At 70.3% G+C, this 19095-nt stretch carries 21 protein-coding genes; 12 read left to right on the top strand and 9 right to left on the bottom strand.

Going from position 1 to position 19095, the window contains the following annotated elements:
* Positions 1-10: 10 nt before the first annotated feature.
* Entirely contained in the window at positions 11-1069 is a 1059-nt protein-coding gene (locus QRX50_RS48625; protein ID WP_285969800.1) for an AraC family transcriptional regulator, read from the top strand.
* On the opposite strand, the gene QRX50_RS48620 is transcribed toward QRX50_RS48625, so the two are convergent.
* Positions 996-1661 (bottom strand): TetR/AcrR family transcriptional regulator, encoded by a 666-nt coding sequence (locus QRX50_RS48620; protein ID WP_285969799.1) that lies wholly within the window; start codon positions 1659-1661, stop codon positions 996-998. The two genes, QRX50_RS48625 and QRX50_RS48620, sit on opposite strands and share 74 nt — an antisense overlap.
* Before the next feature lie 197 nt (positions 1662-1858).
* Between QRX50_RS48620 and QRX50_RS48615 the strand changes: the two genes are divergently transcribed.
* Positions 1859-2164, top strand: a complete 306-nt coding sequence (locus QRX50_RS48615; protein WP_285969798.1) for a hypothetical protein — start codon at positions 1859-1861, stop codon at positions 2162-2164.
* 158 nt (positions 2165-2322) lie between these two features.
* Here the strand turns inward: QRX50_RS48615 and QRX50_RS48610 are convergent, their stop codons facing one another.
* From QRX50_RS48610 to paaI, 3 genes are read right to left on the bottom strand one after another with little or no spacing between them, the layout of a single operon-like run.
* Positions 2323-2910, bottom strand: coding sequence for a TetR/AcrR family transcriptional regulator (locus QRX50_RS48610; protein WP_285969797.1), 588 nt, complete (start codon positions 2908-2910; stop codon positions 2323-2325).
* Positions 2907-4190 carry a phenylacetate--CoA ligase PaaK gene (gene paaK, locus QRX50_RS48605; RefSeq protein ID WP_285969796.1) on the bottom strand — a complete coding sequence of 428 codons (1284 nt, stop codon included), beginning with the start codon at positions 4188-4190 and terminating at the stop codon, positions 2907-2909. Before paaK ends, QRX50_RS48610 begins: the two co-directional genes overlap by 4 nt.
* Complete coding sequence (paaI, locus tag QRX50_RS48600) at positions 4187-4582, bottom strand: hydroxyphenylacetyl-CoA thioesterase PaaI (protein WP_285974758.1); 396 nt, start codon at positions 4580-4582, stop codon at positions 4187-4189. Before paaI ends, paaK begins: the two co-directional genes overlap by 4 nt.
* Positions 4583-4825: 243 nt before the next feature.
* Here paaI and paaZ point away from each other — a divergent pair, with 243 nt between their 5' ends.
* The 6 genes from paaZ to paaE are packed head-to-tail and all read left to right on the top strand — an operon-like array spanning position 4826 to position 10576.
* Positions 4826-6853 (top strand): phenylacetic acid degradation bifunctional protein PaaZ, encoded by a 2028-nt coding sequence (gene paaZ / locus QRX50_RS48595; RefSeq protein ID WP_285969795.1) that lies wholly within the window; start codon positions 4826-4828, stop codon positions 6851-6853.
* Positions 6850-7860, top strand: a complete 1011-nt coding sequence (paaA, locus tag QRX50_RS48590; RefSeq protein ID WP_285969794.1) for a 1,2-phenylacetyl-CoA epoxidase subunit PaaA — start codon at positions 6850-6852, stop codon at positions 7858-7860. Before paaZ ends, paaA begins: the two co-directional genes overlap by 4 nt.
* Complete coding sequence (gene paaB / locus QRX50_RS48585; protein ID WP_285969793.1) at positions 7857-8141, top strand: 1,2-phenylacetyl-CoA epoxidase subunit PaaB; 285 nt, start codon at positions 7857-7859, stop codon at positions 8139-8141. Before paaA ends, paaB begins: the two co-directional genes overlap by 4 nt.
* Before the next feature lie 14 nt (positions 8142-8155).
* The gene (gene paaC / locus QRX50_RS48580; protein WP_285969792.1) at positions 8156-9013 is read left to right on the top strand and encodes a 1,2-phenylacetyl-CoA epoxidase subunit PaaC; all 858 of its coding nucleotides are present in this window, start codon (positions 8156-8158) and stop codon (positions 9011-9013) included.
* Positions 9007-9498: a 1,2-phenylacetyl-CoA epoxidase subunit PaaD gene (paaD, locus tag QRX50_RS48575; RefSeq protein ID WP_285969791.1), complete on the top strand. Its 492-nt coding sequence runs from the start codon at positions 9007-9009 to the stop codon at positions 9496-9498. Before paaC ends, paaD begins: the two co-directional genes overlap by 7 nt.
* A 1-nt stretch (position 9499) precedes the next feature.
* Positions 9500-10576 (top strand): 1,2-phenylacetyl-CoA epoxidase subunit PaaE, encoded by a 1077-nt coding sequence (gene paaE, locus QRX50_RS48570; protein ID WP_285969790.1) that lies wholly within the window; start codon positions 9500-9502, stop codon positions 10574-10576.
* On the opposite strand, the gene QRX50_RS48565 is transcribed toward paaE, so the two are convergent.
* The 3 genes from QRX50_RS48565 to QRX50_RS48555 form a co-directional block, all read right to left on the bottom strand.
* The gene (locus QRX50_RS48565) at positions 10577-11680 is read right to left on the bottom strand and encodes an adenylate/guanylate cyclase domain-containing protein (RefSeq protein ID WP_285969789.1); all 1104 of its coding nucleotides are present in this window, start codon (positions 11678-11680) and stop codon (positions 10577-10579) included.
* A 3-nt stretch (positions 11681-11683) separates the two neighbouring features.
* Positions 11684-12133, bottom strand: a complete 450-nt coding sequence (locus tag QRX50_RS48560; RefSeq protein ID WP_285969788.1) for a universal stress protein — start codon at positions 12131-12133, stop codon at positions 11684-11686.
* Between the two features lie 589 nt (positions 12134-12722).
* Positions 12723-13892 carry a coiled-coil domain-containing protein gene (locus tag QRX50_RS48555; RefSeq protein WP_285974757.1) on the bottom strand — a complete coding sequence of 390 codons (1170 nt, stop codon included), beginning with the start codon at positions 13890-13892 and terminating at the stop codon, positions 12723-12725.
* A gap of 251 nt (positions 13893-14143) precedes the next feature.
* On the opposite strand from QRX50_RS48555, the gene QRX50_RS48550 reads away from it, so the two are divergent.
* Positions 14144-14512: an SPW repeat domain-containing protein gene (locus QRX50_RS48550; RefSeq protein ID WP_285969787.1), complete on the top strand. Its 369-nt coding sequence runs from the start codon at positions 14144-14146 to the stop codon at positions 14510-14512.
* Between the two features lie 10 nt (positions 14513-14522).
* Positions 14523-15101 (top strand): TetR/AcrR family transcriptional regulator, encoded by a 579-nt coding sequence (locus QRX50_RS48545; RefSeq protein WP_285969786.1) that lies wholly within the window; start codon positions 14523-14525, stop codon positions 15099-15101.
* Between the two features lie 213 nt (positions 15102-15314).
* Here the strand turns inward: QRX50_RS48545 and mce are convergent, their stop codons facing one another.
* Positions 15315-15773 (bottom strand): methylmalonyl-CoA epimerase, encoded by a 459-nt coding sequence (gene mce, locus QRX50_RS48540; protein ID WP_285969785.1) that lies wholly within the window; start codon positions 15771-15773, stop codon positions 15315-15317.
* Positions 15774-15912: 139 nt separating this feature from the next.
* Here mce and QRX50_RS48535 point away from each other — a divergent pair, with 139 nt between their 5' ends.
* Positions 15913-17103 carry an acetyl-CoA C-acetyltransferase gene (locus tag QRX50_RS48535; RefSeq protein ID WP_285969784.1) on the top strand — a complete coding sequence of 397 codons (1191 nt, stop codon included), beginning with the start codon at positions 15913-15915 and terminating at the stop codon, positions 17101-17103.
* Positions 17104-17170: 67 nt separating this feature from the next.
* Here QRX50_RS48535 and QRX50_RS48530 read toward each other — a convergent pair whose 3' ends face one another.
* A complete protein-coding gene (locus QRX50_RS48530) occupies positions 17171-18181 on the bottom strand; it encodes a trypsin-like serine peptidase (protein WP_285969783.1) in 1011 nt (336 codons plus the stop codon).
* 124 nt (positions 18182-18305) lie between these two features.
* Here QRX50_RS48530 and QRX50_RS48525 point away from each other — a divergent pair, with 124 nt between their 5' ends.
* A complete protein-coding gene (locus QRX50_RS48525) occupies positions 18306-19016 on the top strand; it encodes a peptidylprolyl isomerase (RefSeq protein ID WP_285969782.1) in 711 nt (236 codons plus the stop codon).
* The last annotated feature ends 79 nt before the right edge of the window (positions 19017-19095 follow it).

The raw sequence follows: 19095 nt of genomic DNA, 5'->3' as shown, positions 1-19095 counted from the left end.
AATTCCGGCCATGGCAGAGCTGGCAGCCCCCGCGGTCCGCGACTGGGACTTTCCCCGCGGCACCGCCAGTGTGCTGCTCATGCTCGGGTTCGCCGAGGACCACGGCGTGCCCGCCGGAACGCTGCTGCCCGGCACCCCGCGTGAGGCGCTGACCGGTCCGGACCGTCAGGTCGACGCGCGGCAGGAGCTGGCCGTGGTGCGAGCCGTCGCCACGCACATCGGCGGTGGTGACGACATCGCGCTCGAACTCGGCCGCCGCTACCGCGTGACGACGTTCGGCATCTTCGGGTTCGCCTGCATCAGCAGCCCGACGATGCGCGACGCGATGCTGTTCGCGTTGCGCTACCTGGACTTGAGCTTCACCTTTTGCATCCCCCACGTGGAGCTCGACGTGGGGGATACCGGCGGGATCAGCCTCGTGCTCGACGATTCACGCGTACCCGCCGACGTCGCCCGTTTCCTCGTGCTGCGCGACCTCGCCGCGATCCACACCGTGATGCGCGACCTGCTGCCGGGGATTTCCCCGCGGGGCCTGGAGTTCCGGCATTCGGCACCGGCGTCGACGAAGTCCTATGTGGACACCTTCGGCGTCGAGCCAGGGTTCGGCGCCGAACGCCACCGCGCGAGCTTCGACCCCGCGTTCCTCACCATGCCGTTGCCCCAGGCCAACGAGCAGACCGTGGCCCTGTGCGCGGCCCAGTGCGAAGCTCTCGTGGCCCGCCGTCGCGAACGGTCCGGCATCTCCCAGCTCGTGCGTGAACGCCTCGTGCGCCTCGGCGGCGTTGACGCCGGCATGGACGAGATCGCGCGCCAGCTCACCGTCAGCCCGCGCACGCTGCGCCGCCGACTCACCGACGCCGGCACGGGCTACCGCCAGCTCGTGGACGAGGTCCGCCAGACGCTCGCCGAGGAAATGCTCGACACCGGCGCGTTGTCCGTCGAAGATGTCGCACTGCGCCTGGGTTACGCCGAGGCGTCGAGCTTCATCTACGCGTTCAAACGGTGGACGGGGACGACTCCGGCGGCCTACGCGCGCCGTTCCGCTCCGCGAGCACGGCCGGGTAGGTGACCTCGATCAGGCCCATGATCGATTCCACGAGGAAGGTCCGCAGCTCGGCGCGGTTGAGCGTGCCGCGGATCAGCCATTCGCGAGACGCCGCGCGCAACATCCCGCCGTACGACCGGATCATCGCGCGCAGCTCTTCGCGGCCCTCGGTGACGTCGGTCATCAGGGCCCCGGCCAGCACGCGGTCGGCCGCGATGTCGTCGGCCTCCAGCATGATCCGCTCGATCTCGGGGTCACGGCCGGCGGACTCCGGGCCGATCGCGGTGAGCCACGCGTCGCGGTTGCGATCGACCACGTCGATCCAGCGCTCGATGCCGACCTCCAGCCGGCGCCGCACGGGGCCTTCGGGCAGCGACTCGACCACGGGCGCGGGCACGATCATCATCTGCCGCACGACTTCGAGGTAGAGCTCGCGCTTGCCGCCGAAGTAGTGGTTGATCAGGGGCCTCGCCACCCCCGCGGCCGCGGCGATGTCCGAAGTGGACACTGACGCGTAGCTGCCGGCCCCGAACAGGCGCCGCGCCACCGCGAGGATCTCGGCCCTACGCTCGGCCGGTTCCAGCCGGCGCCGCGTGGGCCGGGTTCCGGTGCTCATCTTATCAGCCTTCTCGTCCTCCGTCGTGCTGTCAACAAGTTGTTTACTGAACGTAAAGACCGTGGCCCGCTGGTGTGCGTGACGGTATTTGTACTCCTCGACTGGGCCGTTATTGAACCGGAACAACCGGCCGGTAACTTCGCCGCCCGCTCGGACGACGGATCGAACGGGGGATGGGCGCTGTGGGGTAGGAGCAGATGAGCGATGTGGAGGGTGACCCGGCCCGGCCCGCCGGGCGCTGGGTCAGCGTGCGCTTGCAGCACCGCCAGGTGCGCGTGGACGAATCCTGCTGCGCGGGCGAGTGTCCCGGCGAGTGCGCGGCGGATCTGTCCTACGACGGCATCGTCATCAGCAACTACGCCCAGGGCGCGCTCGTCAGCGAGCGCTGGATCCCGCTGGGCGCCGAACCGAGCGAAGAGGACGACGAGGTCCTGATCGAGCAACTGCGTGCCGCCATGCTCTGGCAGGCGCGCCGGCCGCCGAAAACCACGACGGGGGAGTGAATCGCCGCCGGGTGGGACTTTCCGGCGGTGAGTGTCACGTTACTAGTCCGGCCAAAGCAGGCCGACCCCCACACGGCACGTAACCGTTGCTACGAAGCCATTCGGCCGTGACTGTGGTCGGATTGGTAACAATCGGCACGGTAGGACGGTCGTGGGTTTCACGCCCGCAGGCCGTCGAACGCCATCTTGCACACCGCGTCCGCCAGCTCCGCACCCGAGGAACCCCGGCGCGGCCGGTACCACTCGATCAGCGAGTTCACCGTGCCGAACAGCAGCCGCGCGGCCACGGCGGGGTCGATGTCCGGCCGCACGTCACCCTCGGCTTCGGCCTGCTTGACCAGATCCGTCACCAGCCGGTCGAATTCGCGCCGGCGGGCCAGCGCCGAACGCTCCACCTTGGTGTTGCCACGCACGCGAAGCAGCAGCGTGACGAACGGCAGCCGGTCGGCCAGCACCAGCACACTGCCGCGCACGAGGTGCTCCAGCCGATCGATCGCGCGCCCGTCGAGCTGCTCCGTGGACGCCGCGACCTCGAACAGCCCGTCGAGCGCCCGGTCCACCGAAAGCCGCAGCAGCTCTTCCTTGCTGGGCACGTGGTGGTAGATCGCCGACTTCGTGATGCCCAGCTTGCGCGAGAGGTCTTCCATGCTGGTGCCGTCGTAGCCGCGCTCGTTGAACAGCTTCACCGCGACCTGCAGCAGTGATTCCAGGTCGTACCCGGGCCGCCCCCGCCGGGCCGTCGTCACGTCTTGTCCCGCTCGTCGATCACGCGACGCATCTTGCCAACCGAACGTTCCAAGGTGTCCGGCTCCACCACCTCGACGCCGACGGTCACCCCCACGCCGTCCTTCACGCCCGCGATCAACACCGCCGCGGCAGCCGTCCGCGCGTCGGTCGTGGCGTCGTGGCGCGCCTCGACCCGCACGGTCAGGTGGTCCAGCCGGCCCCGCGTCGAACGCACCAGCTGGAAGTGCGGACTCAACGCGTCGACCCGCAGCACGATCTCCTCGATCTGCGTCGGGAAGACGTTGACGCCCCGCAGGATGATGAGGTCGTCGCTGCGCCCGGTCACCTTCTCCATGCGCCGGAACGCCGGCCGCGCCGTGCCCGGCATCAGTCGCGTGAGGTCGCGCGTGCGGTATCGGATGATCGGCAGCGCCTGCTTCGTCAGCGACGTGAACAGCAGCTCACCTTGCGCGCCCGACGGCAGCACCTCTTCGCTGAACGGGTCGATCACCTCGGGGAAGAAGTGGTCCTCCCAGATGTGCAGGCCGTCCTTGGTCTCCACGCACTCCTGCGCGACACCCGGCCCCATCACCTCGGACAGGCCGTAGATGTCCACGGCGTCGAGCGCGAAGCGTTCCTCGATCTCCGCGCGCATCTGCTCGGTCCACGGCTCGGCGCCGAAAATGCCGACCTTGAGCGAGCTGGCCCGTGGGTCCACGCCCTGGCGTTCGAACTCGTCGAGCAGCGTGAGCATGTACGAGGGCGTGACCATGATGATCTCGGGCTGGAAGTCGGTGATCAGCTGCACCTGGCGCGCGGTCATGCCGCCTGAGGCCGGGATCACGGTGCAGCCGAGCTTTTCCGCGCCGTAGTGCGCGCCGAGCCCGCCGGTGAACAGGCCGTAGCCATACGCCACGTGCACCTTGTGCCCCGGGCGCCCGCCGGCCGCGCGGATCGAGCGCGCCATCACGGTCGCCCACGTGTCGATGTCCTGCTCGGTGTAACCGACGACGGTCGGCTTGCCGGTGGTGCCGCTGGACGCGTGGATGCGGCGCACCTGGTCCTGCGGCACGGCGAACATTCCGAACGGGTAGTTGTCGCGCAGGTCCGCCTTCGTGGTAAACGGGAACTTCGCGAGGTCGGCCAGTTCCTTGCAGTCGTCCGGGTGCACGCCCGTCTCGTCGAACTTCTTGGTGTAGAAGTGGACGTTGGCGTACGCGTGCCGCAGTGTCCATTGCAGACGTTCCAGCTGGAGGGCGGCGAGCTCGTCGGCGCTCAGCTTTTCAGCAGTGTCTTTCATCGGTTTTCCCGGCTCTTCTCGATGACGCGGCTGCGGCCGCGGAACTCGGCGACGACCTCGGGCCCGGCGGGGGTGTCCCGGTGCACGGTGACGTCGTAGATGCCGTTGCGGCCGTAGCGGGTGCGCTCGGTGGCCGTGGCGGTGAGGTGGTCGCCGAGGCGGCCGGCCGCGACGAAGGAGATCTCGGCGCCGGAGGCGACGGTGACCGGTCCGTGGGTGTTGCACGCGAGGGCGAACGCGGTGTCGGCGAGCAGGAACAGGTAGCCGCCGTGGGCGATGTCGTGGCCGTTGACCATCGACTCCGTCACCTTCATGGTGGCGACTGCGCGCCCGTCGGCGGCCTCCACGAGCTCGATGCCCAGGCCCTTCGACGCCTCGTCGGTGTCGAACATGGCGTGGGCCGCGTTGCGCGCCGTCACGTCGGGCGACCTCCCCGTGAGTAACTGAGCTGTGTCCAACTGACCGAATGGCCGGTAATCCAGGCCTGCGGTTAGTAAAGATGCGCCGCAGCTTCGCTGTCAAGCACCAGGACTTCCGATCAGGCGCAGGAGCGGCTACGATGGAATTACTGAACGTCCGGTTGGTAATTCCGGGTTGGCACATCACAAGACGACACGGCGAGAGGGTCGGGCCCCATGGTTTTGCTCCGCAGCTACGTCTCCGGCGGCTGGCACACGGCGACGGACGAGGGAGCGCCGCTGCACGACGCGGCGACCGGCGAGGAGGTCGCCCGCGTCTCGTCGACCGGCGTCGACTTCGCGGGCGCGCTCGACTATGGCCGCCGCGTGGGCGGCCCCGCCCTGCGTGAGCTCACGTTCCACCAGCGTGCGGCCCTGCTCAAGGCTCTGGCGTCCCACCTGCGCGAGCACCGCGAGGAGCTCTACGCGGTGTCGGCGCGCACCGGCGCCACACTGGGCGACTCGAAGTTCGACGTCGACGGCGGCATCGGCGTGCTGTTCAGCTACGCGTCGAAGGGCAAGCGCGAGCTGCCCAACGACACCGTGTACATCGACGGCGCGGTCGAGCCGCTGAGCAAGGGCGGCACCTTCGTCGCGCAGCACGTCGCCGTGCCGCTGCACGGGGTCGCGATCCAGATCAACGCGTTCAACTTCCCGGTGTGGGGGCCGCTGGAGAAGTTCGCGCCCGCGTTCCTCGCCGGCGTGCCGAGCCTGATCAAGCCCGCGAGCCAGACGGCCTACCTCACCGCGAAGCTCGTCGAGCTGATCATCGAGTCCGGCCTCCTGCCCGAGGGTTCACTGCAGTTCATCGCCGGCAGCGTCGGCGACCTGCTCGACCACGTGACCGCGCAGGACCTGGTGTCGTTCACCGGTTCCGCGTCCACCGCGCAGAAGCTGCGCGCGCACCCCGCGGTCGTGCGCAACTCCGTGCGCTTCAACGCGGAGGCCGACTCGCTGAACTGCTCGATCCTCGCGCCCGACGCGCGGCCGAGCACACCGGAGTTCGACCTGTTCGTGAAGCAGCTGGTCACGGAGATGACCGTGAAGGCGGGCCAGAAGTGCACCGCGATCCGCCGCGCGTTCGTGCCGGAGGAGATGCTCGACGACGTCGCCGAGGCCGCGAGTGCGCGCCTGGCGAAGGTCGTGGTCGGCAACCCGGCCGCCGAGGGCGTGCGCATGGGCGCGCTGGCCAGCCTGGAGCAGCGCGAAGAGGTCCGCCGTTCGCTCAAGGCCCTGCTCGACGCCGGCAGTGTCGTCTACGGCGACCCGGAGCACGTCGACGTGGTCGGCGCCGACGAGTCGACCGGTGCGTTCCTGTCGCCGGTGCTGCTCAAGGCCGACCCGCAGCGTTCGGAGCCGCACGAGGTCGAGGCGTTCGGCCCGGTGTCCACGCTGATGCCCTACACCTCGATCGAGCAGGTCATCGAGTTCGCGGCGCGCGGCGGCGGCAGCCTCGCCGGGTCGATCGTGACCGGCGACCCGGAGTTCGCGCGGACGATCGTGCTGGGCGTCGCGCCGTACCACGGCCGGCTGCTCGTGCTCGACGCCGACGACGCGAAGGAGTCGACGGGCCACGGCTCGCCGATGCCGCAGCTCGTGCACGGTGGTCCGGGTCGCGCCGGCGGTGGCGAGGAGATGGGCGGCATCCGCGGCGTGCTGCACCACATGCAGCGCACGGCCGTGCAGGCCAGCCCGAAGGTGCTCAGCACCGTCACCGGGCGGTGGATCGAGGGCGCGCCGCGCGTGGAGGGCGAGCACCCGTTCCGCAAGTCGCTGGCCGAGCTGCGCGTGGGCGATTCCGTGGTGGCCGGCCCGCGGACGGTGACCCGCGCCGACATCGACCACTTCGCCGAGTTCACCGGCGACACCTTCTACGCCCACACCGACGAGGCCGCCGCGGCCGCGAACCCGCTGTTCGGCGGGATCGTCGCCCACGGCTACCTGGTCGTGTCGTTCGCCGCCGGCCTGTTCGTCTCACCGGAGCCGGGCCCGGTGCTCGCCAACTACGGCCTGGAGAACCTGCGGTTCCTCACGCCGGTCAAGGAAGGCGACGCGCTCACCGTGACACTGACCGCCAAGCAGATCACCCCGCGCATCGACCAGGAGTACGGCGAGGTCCGCTGGGACGCCGACGTCGTGAACCAGACCGGCGATTCCGTGGCGAAGTACGACGTGCTCACGCTCGTTTCGAAGGAGCAGCCGTGACCGCAACTCTCCCCGAGTCCGACCTTGAAGCCCACTTCGAGCACACCATCGAGCGCGACCAGCGCATCGAGCCACGCGACTGGGTGCCCGAGGGCTACCGCAAGACGATGATCCGCCAGATCGCGCAGCACGCGCACTCGGAGATCATCGGCATGCAGCCCGAGGGCAACTGGATCACGCGCGCGCCTTCGTTGCGCCGCAAGGCGATCCTGCTCGCGAAGGTGCAGGACGAGGCCGGCCACGGGCTCTACCTGTACTCGGCCGCGGCCACGCTGGGCGCGGACCGCGCGGATCTCACCGACAAGCTGATCAGCGGCCGGCAGAAGTACTCGTCGATCTTCAACTACCCGACGCTGACCTTCGCCGACGTCGGCGTGATCGGCTGGCTGGTCGACGGCGCCGCGATCTGCAACCAGGTGCCGCTGTGCCGCAGCTCGTACGGGCCGTACGCGCGGGCGATGATCCGGATCTGCAAGGAAGAGTCGTTCCACCAGCGGCAGGGTTTCGAGCTGCTGATGACGATGATGCGCGGCACGCAGCAGCAGCGGGACATGGTGCAGGAGGCCGTGAACCGCTGGTGGTGGCCGTCGCTGATGATGTTCGGCCCGCCCGACGCCGAGTCGCCGAACACCGCGCAGTCCATGGCGTGGAAGGTCAAGCGGCACACCAACGACGAGCTGCGGCAGCGCTTTGTCGACATGTCAGTGCCGCAGGCGGAGGCGCTGGGCGTCACGTTCCCGGACCCGGACCTGCGCTGGAACGCTTCACGGGAGCACTACGACTTCGGGGCGGTCGACTGGGACGAGTTCAAGAACGTGCTGCAGGGCAACGGTCCGTGCAACAAGACGCGCGTTTCTCATCGAAAGCAGGCGCACGACGAGGGAGCCTGGGTGCGGGAAGCTGCTGTTGCGCATGCTGCCAAATCGCAGTTGGGGGGTCCAGGGGGGCTCGCCCCCCGGCCGGGGCCTGGGGCTCGGCCCCAGAACACAGAGGAGGGTTCGCTGTGAAGCACGATTGGCCGTTGTACGAGGTGTTCGTGCGGGGCAAGCGCGGGCTGAACCACGTGCACGTGGGCTCGCTGCACGCGGCGGACGACCAGATGGCGCTGCACAACGCCCGTGACCTGTACACGCGGCGCAACGAGGGTGTCTCGATCTGGGTCGTCCGTGCCGACGACATCACCGCGTCCTCGCCGGACGAGAAGGACCCGTTCTTCGCGCCCAGCGGCGACAAGGTCTACCGGCACCCGACGTTCTACGACATTCCCGACAACGTTCCGCACATGTAAGGGGATGTCCTGCTGTGTCTTTTGACAACGTCTATGAGGCCATCACCGATGACAACGACGCCCGGTGGGCCTTCGGCACCGGCTTCGCAGACCCGCTGTCCGGTGTGGACATCACGGTGCCCACGGGCGTGGACGCCGCTGAGCTGGCCGCGTACTGCCTGATGCTGGGCGACGACGCGCTGGTGTTCTCCCACCGCCTGCAGGAGTGGGTCACGAACGCGCCGGAGCTCGAGGACGAGGTGGCGATCGCCAACATCGGCCTCGACCTGCTCGGCCAGGCCCGGCTGCTGCTGGCGCGCGCCGGCAAGGCCGACGGCACCGACCGCTCGGAGGACACGCTCGCGTTCCTGCGGGCCGAGCACGAGTTCCGCAACGTCCGCCTCGCCGAGCTCGGTGGTGGTCACTTCGGGCACCTGATGGCCCGCCTGCTCGTGTTCTCCACTTGGCGGCTGGCGTTGCTGCAGCAACTCGAGTCCAGTGTGGACCCGGTGCTCGCGGCGATCGCGGCCAAGGGCGTGAAGGAGCTGGCCTACCACCGCGACTACGCGGCGCAGTGGGTCGTTCGGCTCGGCGACGGCACCGCGCTGTCGCACGAGCGGATGCAGGAGGGCCTCGACGCGGTGTGGCCGTACGTCGACGAGCTGTTCAAGACGCACTCGCTGGAGCTGGTGGACGCCGCTTCGCTGCGGCCGGAGTTCGACGTCGTGCTCGACCAGGTGCTCGCCGCGGCCACGCTGGAGCGGCCGACTTCCGGGGCCGTGGCCGGCGTGTCCGGGCGGACCGGACGCGACGGGATCCACACGGAACAGATGGGCTTCCTGCTGGCGCAGCTGCAGAGTGTGGCGCGAGCGATGCCGGATGCGACATGGTGAGCCCGCTGGCCGTGGCAGCCACCGTGACGGACCCGGAGCTGCCGATGCTCACGCTCGCCGACCTCGGCGTGCTGCGCTCGGTGTCCGAAGAGGACGGTCGCGTGACGGTGGCCATCACGCCCACCTACACCGGCTGTCCGGCCATGGACACCATGCGCGACGACCTGGAGCACGCGCTGCTCGGCGCCGGCTACTCGGACGTCGAGATCCGCACGGTGCTCGAACCGGCGTGGACCTCGGACTGGATCTCGGCCGACGGGCGCCGCAAGCTCGCCGAGGCCGGCATCGCGCCGCCGGGTGCCGCCCCGCAGCGGGCGAGTGGACCGGTGCCGCTCACGTTGTCACCGCCCGTGTCGCGCGTCGCCTGCCCGCACTGCGGTTCACTCGACACCGAGGAGCAGTCGCGGTTCAGCGCCACCGCGTGCCGGGCGCTGCGCCGCTGCCGCGCGTGCCTGGAACCGTTCGAACACGTCAAGGAGATCTGAGTTGACCAGCACGATTTCCCGGCGCACCGGCTTCCACTCCCTGCGGGTGGCCGACGTCGAGCGGCTGTGCGACGACGCGGTCGCCGTGACCTTCGACGTGCCGGAAGAGCTGGCCGAGACGTTCGCCTTCGCGCCCGGCCAGTCGCTGACGCTGCGCCGCACCGTCGACGGCCGCGACGAGCGCCGGTCGTACTCGATCTGCGCTCCTGCGGGCCAGCGGCCGCGCGTGGGCGTGCGCCTGGTTCCCGAAGGTGTGTTCTCGTCGTGGCTCGTGCAGGACGTCCGCCCGGGTGACGTCGTCGAGGTCTCCGCGCCGACGGGGACCTTCACGCCGGATCTGACCGCGGGCGGTCACCACGTGCTGATCGCGGCCGGTTCGGGCATCACGCCGGTGCTGTCGATCGTCGCGTCGCTGCTCGCCACGCCGGACGCCACCGTCACTGTACTGTACGGCAACCGCCGCACGGACACGGTGATGTTCGCCGACGAGCTGGCCGATTTGAAGGACCGCTACCCGGCGCGGCTCGAGCTCATCCACGTGCTGTCGCGGGAACCGCGCGAGGCCGAGCTGTTCACCGGCCGCCTCGACGCCGACAAGCTGCGCGCGCTGTTCGGCTCGCTGGTGCCGGTGGAGTCGGTGGACCACTTCTGGCTGTGCGGTCCGTTCGGGCTGGTCACGGGCGCGCAGGAAGTGCTGGCGTCCCTGGGGGTGCCGGAGTCGAGTGTCCATCAGGAACTGTTCTACGTGGACGACGTGCCGCCGGAGCCGGTCAAGCACGTCGATCCGGCGGTGGCCGGCGCCGCGTCGGAGGTCACGCTGATCCTCGACGGCCGTTCGACGACGATGAGCCTGCCGCAGGAATCGTCCATTCTGGACGGTGCGCAGAAGTTCCGGCCGGACCTGCCGTTCGCGTGCAAGGGCGGGGTGTGCGGCACGTGCCGGGCGCGCGTGACCGACGGTGCCGTGGACATGCGGCGGAACTTCGCGCTGGAGAAGGCCGAGGTGGACGCGGGGTTCGTGCTGACGTGCCAGTCGCATCCGGCGAGCGAGCGCGTGACGGTGGACTACGACGCTTGATCAGCGCTTGCGACGCCGGCGCCGGGAACCCAGCGTGAGATCTTCGGGACCGTCCGGCTCATCGGCGGGACGGATCGTCTCGGGCAGCCCCATGGCCTCGGCCGCGCGCTCCTGCGCCTCCGCGAACTTCCCCGACGGCCCGTCCTGCGCCCGCCGCAGCACCGAGGTCCGTAGCCGGTTGTATCCGCGCACGGCGACGGGCCGGCGTGACCGCAGCTCGTACTCCGGCAGGGGCTCCAGCTCGGCCGCCAGCTCGCGGTCGACGAGCACAGTGCCGGGGCGGGCGACGGACGTGAGCCGCGCGGCGAGGTTCACCACGGAGCCGTAGACGTCGCCGAAGCGGGACAGCACCCGCCCCGAAGCCAGCCCCGCGCGGACGGCGGGCAGGTCGTCCGACGCCGACGCGCGCTCGGTGAGGGTGAGGGCGATCTCGGCGCCCGAGCCGGGGGAGTCGGTGACGAAAAAGACCTCGTCGCCGATCATCTTCACGATCCGGCCGCGGTGGTCGGCGATCACACCCGCGGCCAGTGACTCGAACGCGTCGAGCACGTGGCTGAGCTCGTCCTCGTCGACCTCGCGGGTCATTTTGGTGTAGCCCACCATGTCGACGAAACCGACGACCTGCGGCCGCGCCTCCAGGTCCTCGTCGGTGGCGAACGCGCGCCCGGCGTACGCCACGAGGTGGCGGCGCCACACGAAGCTCTGCACCTGCTCCAGCTCGGGCAGCAGCCGCGCGACGAGCTTGGTGACCTGGCTGTCGTCGAGGCCCGGTTTTCCGGCGATGAGCGACCACAGCATGTGCACCTGCCACTCGGCCAGGCGCGACAGGTGCTGGCCGAGCGCGCGCGTCACGGCGACCTCGAGGTTGCGCGCCACGAGCCCGGACGCGATGAGCTGGTCGGCCGTGCGCATGGCGGCGACGTCGGCGTCGGTGAACACCACCTCGTCGTCCTCGGCCGCCGCGAACCCGAGAGCGCGCCACAACCGGCGCGAGCGTTCCTCGGGCACCCCGGCCTTTTCCGCGACCTCCAGGCGGGTGTACCTGCGCGGCCCGCCGAGGAGGAGCTTCTCGAGCTGGTGCTGCACCTCAGAGGATTCGGCCACGGCTCAGGTGGTGTGCACGATCAGCACGTCGACACCCGACTTGCGCGCCACCTCCGCCGGCACCGAGCCGAGGATCCGCCCGGCGAGCGTGTTGAGGCCGCGGTTGCCCACCACGAGCAGGTCGGCCGACGTCTCGTGCACGACCTTGCGCAGCGCGTGCACCGGCTCACCGGTCATGGCGATGGTCTCGATGTCCTTCGCCCCGGCCTTCACAGCCCGATCACGCGCGCTCTGCAACGTGTCCTCCGCCGGCGCCGACCCGACAACCTGGTAAGCCTCGTCGCCGAGCTCGTCCTGCGCCTGCTCCACGTCGTGCTTACTGGCGGGGTAATACGCGCACACCACGACCAGCTTCGCCCCGGCATCCGCGGCCACCCCCGCCGCCCGATCCACCGCGGCGAACGACGAGTCCGACCCGTCCGTCCCCACCACCACGGTCCGATAGACAGCCATCCGAAACCTCCCGGCGATCCCGAATCGGGGCGCCTGGCGCCCCGCTTGTCGGGGGAAGGTTACTCGCGAGTTGGCTCTCCCGCCGTTCGCCTCGGCTCCGCCGGGGCGAACGGCGGGATCGCTGTGTTGTCTGCCTCGGCTCCGCCGAGGCGTGCGAGATCGCCTCGCAGCCGGTGTGGGGAGCGAGCGGTCGGATCGGCCTGGCGGCCGATCGCACCGCTCGCTCCCCACACCGGCGCGATCTCGCGCTGTGGTCGCCTATAGGGCCCGGTGGTTCGGTTCGAATGCTGGTGCGGTCTTGCGTGGTGGCTGCTGCCGGGAGAGCTGGCCGGTTTGCGACGCGTTGGCTTCGCTCCAGGCCGAGGTTTCGCCGGTCAGGCCCGGTTGCGCTGGCGGACGTGGGTCGGTGGTCGAGACCGAGCGCCAGCGGCGGTCAAAGGCGGCGTCGGCGCGTGGGGCCCCTTGAGTTGCTCAAGGGAAGAACTTCGTGGGTGCGCCGTCGGCCGGGCATCAGCGCGAGCGCGCTGACCACGAAAACAATCGAGCCGCGGCTCGACTGGATCTGGAGGTTGCTTGCCTTCGCCGAAGGTCAGTCGCCGGTGGGTTTGTGGGACTGGCCGGATGAGGACTGGGCCTTCGGCTTGGGGACGTCGCTCGTGCGGAGGCGGACCGTCTTCTCGACGTCGCCTTCGGCGGAGCCCGAACCCGAGCCTGAGCGCGAAGCAGCGGGAGCAGCGGCCGCGACCGGAGTCTTCGGCTCGGTGGAAGCCTTGATGTCCGTCGGCACCAGCGTGTCCGTCTCGCCGAGCACGTGGTGGGCCTCGGCCAGCACCGTGCGCGCCTGTCGGACCTGTTCGGCCAGGCTGGTCCGGACGTTGCGCAGCGCCTCGACGCGTTCGTTGGCCTGGGTGATGCGGCGGTTCGACTCGTCGGTGGCCGTGCGGACGCGGCGGCGGGCCTCGTCGGCGGCTTCGGCGAGGCGGGCGTTGGCCTCGGTGATCGAGTCCTGCTTGCGCTTGTTCGCGTCGGCGACGGACTCGCGCTGGCGGCGCTCCATGTCGGCGCGAGCCACTGTTTCTTCTTCGAGCACCTTGGCGCGGATGGCGGCGGCGTCCTCGGCGGCTTCGCGCACGCGGCGCTCGGCTTCGGCCTTCGACGCGGCCTCCTGCTCGGCCAGCACCCGCATCGCCTCGGTGCGGCGGGCGGCCATGGCGATCTCGAAGTCCTCTTCGACCTGCGTGCGGCGGGCCTCGGACTCCGCGTCGAGCTTGTTGCGCTCGGCCTCGGCCTTGTCGGTGATCGACTTCGCCTCGGCGCGGGCGTCCTCGAGGACCTTGCGGTGCTCGGCTTCCATCTCCTTGCGGCGCAGATCGAGCTCGGTGAGCAGCTGCTCGTACCGAGCGCGCATGGCGCTCGCGTCGGTCTCCGCCTTGGCGCGGATGTGGCCGGCCTCGGCCTCGGCGCGTGCCCGCGTGTCGGCGGACTCGTCCTGCGCCAGGCGCAGCATCCGCTGCAGGCGCTCGGACAGGCCCTCGACGCTCGTCGGCGGCTGCGCCAGCCGGTCGACCTGCCCGCGCAGGTCGGCGATCTCACCGCGCGCGATCTCCAGCTGCCGGGCCAGATCGCCCGCCTGGGCGATGGCGGCGTCGCGGTCGCCGGTGAGCATCTTCAGGTCGGCGTCCAGCCGTTCCAGATGTTCGTCGACCTGCGCTCGGCTGTACCCGCGCTTCGCCACGTCGAAGCCGGCTCCCAGCGGCACAAGCTCCCGTTCCTCGCCAAGGCTCATGGCCCTACCGTAGCCGCTGCGGGGTCACGGACGGGTGAGCACCCACGGTGTCCCGACGAGCCTGCGCCGAGCGGCGGAACACAGTAGCCCGATGGCTGAAAACCACGCCGGAACCGGTTGTGCGCAACTGTGACCCACAGACCTTGACCGGCCGGCCAATCAAGGCGCATGATCGACGCACGGAAACATCCTGAACAGCAGGTTCTCTGCGGAGGTGAGCACGAATGAGTGAAGTCTCGACGCGCGCCTGGACCCGGCCCCACGACTGGGCCGAGGTCGTCATCGGTGTTGTCGCCGCTCTTTCACCCCTTTGGCTGAGCACGGACACGATGACGATGTGGACGATGGTGATCCTCGGTGCGCTGATCGCCATCGACGGCCTGGTGTCGCTCGCGGTGCCCGGTGCCGTCTACGGCGAGGGCATCCAGATCGTCCTCGGGGTGTTGCTGTTCCTCGCGCCGTGGGTGATGGGGTACACCGAGTTCAACGGGGCGTCCTGGACGTCCTGGGTCGCCGGTGCGCTCACGATCATCGCCGGCGCCGCCGCGATGCCGATGGCCACCGCCGCCCACCGGACGGCGATGCCGCACTGAAGGAGCTGACATGACGGATGACTCGGCGAAGGAGCGGATCCTCTGCGCGGCTGAAGCGCTCTTCGCCGAGTCCGGCTTCGACGCCACCCCGACGTCCCGCATCGCGGAGCGCGCCGGGGTGCCGAAGGGTCTGGTCCACTACTACTTCCGCCGCAAGTCCGACCTGCTGGCGGCGCTGGTCGCGCGGCTGCCCGACGAGAACATCGAGCCCGCCGCGGTGGTGGTGCCCGGCGACCTCGCCGGGTCGCTGCGCCGGCTCGTCTCGGAGCTCGACCGCCGCTTCACCGGCTCCCTCGGCCTGTCCCACCTGCTCTGGCGCGAGGCCGACACCCACCACGTCGTGCGCGACGCGCTCGGAGAACGCTTCCAGCACCTCGTGCGCCTCGTCCGCTCGGTGATCGTGGGCGCCACCGGCGGCCGCCTCGCCGTCGCCGACCTCGACAACGCCTCGGGCCTGCTCGCCCGTGCCGTCACCCACCGCCACGCCACGGCCCGCCACTCCGGCGACGACCGCCCCGCCGAGTTCGACGGCGAGCTCACCTTCTTGGCCAACGCGTTGTCGGCGAAGGCGAAAACTCGCGAACCCTAGTGTGCTCCCGGACGAGGTCGTGCCTGGACGGGATCTGTCCGGCACGGGCATCCGCGTGCCGTTCCAGAGGACGGTCTGAGGAAGCCGCCCTGTCTTGGGCAGTTCGAGCAGGGCCTCGGTGAATTGGTCGAGCGGGATGGCGACGAACTCGTCGACCCGCTGCCGGCCTCCAGCAGCCAGGGCCGGGCGTCGCGCGCCCAAAACCCGCGAACCCTAGTGCGCAGCCGGCTCCACCAGCTCCACCAGCACACCACCGGCATCCTTCGGGTGCACGAAGTTCACGCGGCTGTTCGACGTCCCCCGCTTGGCGTCGTCGTACAGCAGCCGTAGGCCCTGCTCGCGCAGTGCGGCCGCGGCTGCGTCCACATCGGACACCCGGAAGGCGAGCTGCTGCAGGCCGGGACCGTTGCGGCCGAGGAACTTCGCGATCGTCGAGTCGTCGCGCAGGGGCGCGAGGAGCTGAATCATCGTCTCGGTGCCCGCGGTGCCGGGCGCGCGCAGCATCGCTTCGCGGACGCCCTGCTCCTCGTTCACCTCTTCGTGCGCGACCTCCAGGCCGAAGTGCTCCTTGTGGAACGCGATCGCTTCGTCGAGATCGGGAACCGCGATCCCGACGTGGTCGATCGCGGTCACGAACGGGGTGAGCACGGCTTGGATGGACTCAGTGTTCATGGGGGCAGGATAAGGGTCACCACCCTGGTGAAGCCCCCTGAAAACCAACGTGCGCCCCCTCACACTGGCTCCATCAAGAAGCCGCGGGCCCGGGTACAGTCGTGAGACTGTAGGTGTTCAGAATTCTTGGGAGGACGACGTGTCCGGTTCCGTGATCCTGGGTGCGGCCCGTACCCCCATCGGGCGGCTGCTCGGCTCGCTGAAGGACTTCACCGGTGCGCAGCTCGGCGGCATCGCGATCAAGGCCGCGCTGGAGCAGGCCGGGGTTTCGCCGTCCGAGGTCGAGTACACGATCATGGGCCAGGTCCTCACCGCGGGCGCGGGCCAGATCCCGGCGCGCCAGGCCGCGGTCGCCGCGGGCATCTCGATGGACGTCCCGGCGCTCACGATCAACAAGGTGTGCCTCTCGGGCCTCGACGCCATCGCGCTCGCCGACCAGCTCATCCGTGCCGGCGAGTTCGACCTCGTCGTGGCCGGTGGCCAGGAGTCGATGACGCAGGCGCCGCACCTGCTGCCGAAGTCGCGCGGCGGGTTCAAGTACGGCGACGTGACGATGCTCGACCACATGGCCTACGACGGCCTGTTCTGCGCCTTCGACCAGGTCGCCATGGGCGCCTCGACGGAGAAGCACAACGCCCGCTACGGCATCACGCGCGAGCAGCAGGACGAGTTCTCCGCGCGCTCGCACCAGCGCGCCGCCGCCGCCATCGAGGCCGGCTTCTTCCGCGAGGAGATCGCGCCGGTCACCATCCCGCAGCGCAAGGGCGACCCGATCGTCTTCTCCACCGACGAGGGCGTCCGCGCCGACACCACCGTCGACGGCCTCGCCAAGCTGCGCCCCGCCTTCGCCTCCGACGGCACCATCACCGCCGGCTCGTCCTCCCAGATCTCCGACGGCGCCGCGGCCGTGATCGTCGCCAGCCCCGAGAAGGCCGCCCAGCTCGGCCTCACGCCCCTGGCCGAGATCGGCGCCCACGGCGTCGTCGCGGGCCCCGACGCGTCGCTGCACGAGCAGCCGTCCAACGCCATCCGCAAGGCCCTCGCGAAGGCCAAGCTCGACGTCGCCGACCTCGACCTGGTGGAGATCAACGAGGCGTTCGCCGCGGTCGGCGTGGTGGCCGGCGAGAAGCTCGGCCTGGACCCGTCGAAGGTCAACGTCAACGGCGGCGCCATCGCCCTGGGCCACCCGATCGGCGCCTCGGGCGCTCGCCTGGCGGTGCACCTCATCCACGAGCTGCGCCGCCGCGGCGGCGGCCTCGGTGCTGCCGCGCTGTGCGGCGGTGGCGGCCAGGGTGACGCGCTGCTGCTGCGGGTTCCGGCGGCGAAGTAGTTCCTGGTTTCGGCTGAAGGCCGGGCAGCCCGTTGTGGCTGCCCGGCCTTCGTCGTCTGCGGCTGCGTCAGGCGTGCTGTGCCGCTTCGAACAACGGTTTCGTCACCGCCGTGCTGAACTGCGGCCCCACGAGGTACCGCGTGCAGCCGTCGGTCGAGCCCAGAGCGCACGGGGTGCCGGTCGCGTCGAAGAAACCCGCGTGGGTGTTGTCGCCGACGACGGTGCCGACGCCGGTGGTCGCGTCGAAGTCGCGCACGCGGGGGCCGCCGCTGGAGCCGCCACCCATGATGCACGCGGTGCCGTACTGGTCGGGGGAGTCGGGGGCGTCCGCGGTGCCCACCCAGTGGCGCGCGGGGCCTTCACAGAACGCGAGGCGCGCGCCCGTGTACTCGGGCAGGCCTTCGCGCGCAGGGTCGGCCGAGGCGCGGGGGTAGCCGAACTGGTGGACGTCGGCGTCGCCGGGCAGGTCGAAGCCGATCTTCTGCGCCGCGTCCACCTTGTCCTGCAACGAGGTGCCGTCCGCACCGGGGTTGAGGACCACGAAAGCCTGGTCGAAGGTGTCGAACTTCTGCGCGTCGATCTGGTCGTTCGCGAGCCACGAGCTGTTCGCGACGCCGAAGCGGCCGACGAACTTCCCGTACGGCGTCTGCCCGTCGTGGTAGCCCGGGACGAACATCGAGTGGGCGTTCCACTGGTTGTCCTCACCGAGAAGGTCGGTGTTGTTCACGCAGTGCCCGGCCGTGACGACGGTGCTGCCGTTCGCGCTGTCCACCACGGTGGCCGTGCAGCTGGAATCCTCGCCGTGGTCGGTGAAGAACAGCCGGCCGACCGTCTTGGCCACGGCGTTGTCGGTGGTCCAGGGCGCGCCGTCCGGGCCGGCGGTCGCCGGGTTGTCCGACGACGGCTGCGTGAGCGCGTTGATCCGTTCGGGGGCCCAGTAGTCGAGCACGGCCTGCTGTTCGGCCGCGGACACGGCCAGGGGCTGCACGACCGGTCCGGTCGCGGCGGACGCGACGGCGGGCAGCGCGAAGGCCACCGCGGCGGCCGCCACCGCGCTGAGGAAGAGGCGAGTGATCATGACCCGGGACGCTAGGGAACAGTTGTCAGGAGCCCGTCAGCGTTTCGTGAGCGCCAGACTTTCGCGGGAAGCCGAATGGTCCGGACCGTTCGTATACTGCCCTCCTCACCGGGAGGGATACCGCATGAAGAGGCTCCTCGTCACCACACTGGCCGTCGGCGCGCTGTGCGCCGCGTTCACCCCGGCCGCGCAAGCCGCGTCGCCGACCGCCACCCACGGCGCCTGCCAGTACACGGAAACGCCCGACGAACCCGCCGCCCGTCCCGTGCCCCTGCCGCCCGACCCGCAGCACACCCCCGACCGCGGCAAGGTCGACGTCCCCGTGATCACCAACCAGGGGCTGCTGCCGCTGAAACTCGACCGCGCCGAAGCCCCGTGCACGGTGCAGAGCTTCCTGCACCTGGCCCGCCACGGCTTCTTCAACAACACGACCTGCCACCGCCTCACCGCGTACCCGACGCTGCAGGTCCTGCAGTGCGGCGACCCCACGGCCACCGGCGAAGGCGGCCCGGGCTACCGCTTCCGCGACGAACTGCCCACCGACCTGCCGCCGTCGACCACCAACCCGTCGGGCCCGGGCCGGATCTACTCCCGTGGCCTGGTCGCCATGGCCAACGCCGGTCCGGACACCAACGGCTCCCAGTTCTTCCTCGTCTACGGCGACTCCACCCTGCGGCCCGACTACACCGTGTTCGGCACCGTCGGCCCCCTCGGCCTGCGCACCCTGGACCGGGTCGCCGCCGGCGGCATCCAGCCGAACGAGGACGGCACCACGGTCGACGGAACGCCGGTCCGCAAGACCGATCTGGAACTGGTGCTGCCACTCGGCTTCTAGCTCGAGACTTGTCGCAGCGCCCGCACCGCACCGCCGCGGGGTTGGCCGGACGGTGCTCGCGCTCGTCAAGTGCGTCTAC

The sequence above is a fragment of the Amycolatopsis sp. 2-15 genome (assembly GCF_030285625.1).
GTDB classification, from domain to species: Bacteria; Actinomycetota; Actinomycetes; order Mycobacteriales; family Pseudonocardiaceae; genus Amycolatopsis; species Amycolatopsis carbonis.
The sequence above is the reverse complement of the archived record's forward strand: the minus strand, read 5'-3'. Positions and strand labels throughout refer to the sequence as shown.

Excerpts from the sequence above, each read along its gene's own strand:
- QRX50_RS48550 (WP_285969787.1), top strand. The coding sequence starts at position 14,144 with ATGAGTGAAGTCTCGACGCGCGCCTGGACCCGGCCCCACGACTGGGCC.
- QRX50_RS48560 (WP_285969788.1), bottom strand. The coding sequence starts at position 12,133 with ATGGCTGTCTATCGGACCGTGGTGGTGGGGACGGACGGGTCGGACTCG.
- QRX50_RS48620 (WP_285969799.1), bottom strand. The coding sequence starts at position 1,661 with ATGAGCACCGGAACCCGGCCCACGCGGCGCCGGCTGGAACCGGCCGAG.
- mce (WP_285969785.1), bottom strand. The coding sequence starts at position 15,773 with ATGAACACTGAGTCCATCCAAGCCGTGCTCACCCCGTTCGTGACCGCG.
- paaI (WP_285974758.1), bottom strand. The coding sequence starts at position 4,582 with ATGTTCGACACCGACGAGGCGTCGAAGGGCCTGGGCATCGAGCTCGTG.
- paaD (WP_285969791.1), top strand. The coding sequence starts at position 9,007 with ATGGTGAGCCCGCTGGCCGTGGCAGCCACCGTGACGGACCCGGAGCTG.
- QRX50_RS48525 (WP_285969782.1), top strand. The coding sequence starts at position 18,306 with ATGAAGAGGCTCCTCGTCACCACACTGGCCGTCGGCGCGCTGTGCGCC.
- paaZ (WP_285969795.1), top strand. The coding sequence starts at position 4,826 with ATGGTTTTGCTCCGCAGCTACGTCTCCGGCGGCTGGCACACGGCGACG.
- QRX50_RS48615 (WP_285969798.1), top strand. The coding sequence starts at position 1,859 with ATGAGCGATGTGGAGGGTGACCCGGCCCGGCCCGCCGGGCGCTGGGTC.
- QRX50_RS48625 (WP_285969800.1), top strand. The coding sequence starts at position 11 with ATGGCAGAGCTGGCAGCCCCCGCGGTCCGCGACTGGGACTTTCCCCGC.
- QRX50_RS48545 (WP_285969786.1), top strand. The coding sequence starts at position 14,523 with ATGACGGATGACTCGGCGAAGGAGCGGATCCTCTGCGCGGCTGAAGCG.
- QRX50_RS48530 (WP_285969783.1), bottom strand. The coding sequence starts at position 18,181 with ATGATCACTCGCCTCTTCCTCAGCGCGGTGGCGGCCGCCGCGGTGGCC.
- paaK (WP_285969796.1), bottom strand. The coding sequence starts at position 4,190 with ATGAAAGACACTGCTGAAAAGCTGAGCGCCGACGAGCTCGCCGCCCTC.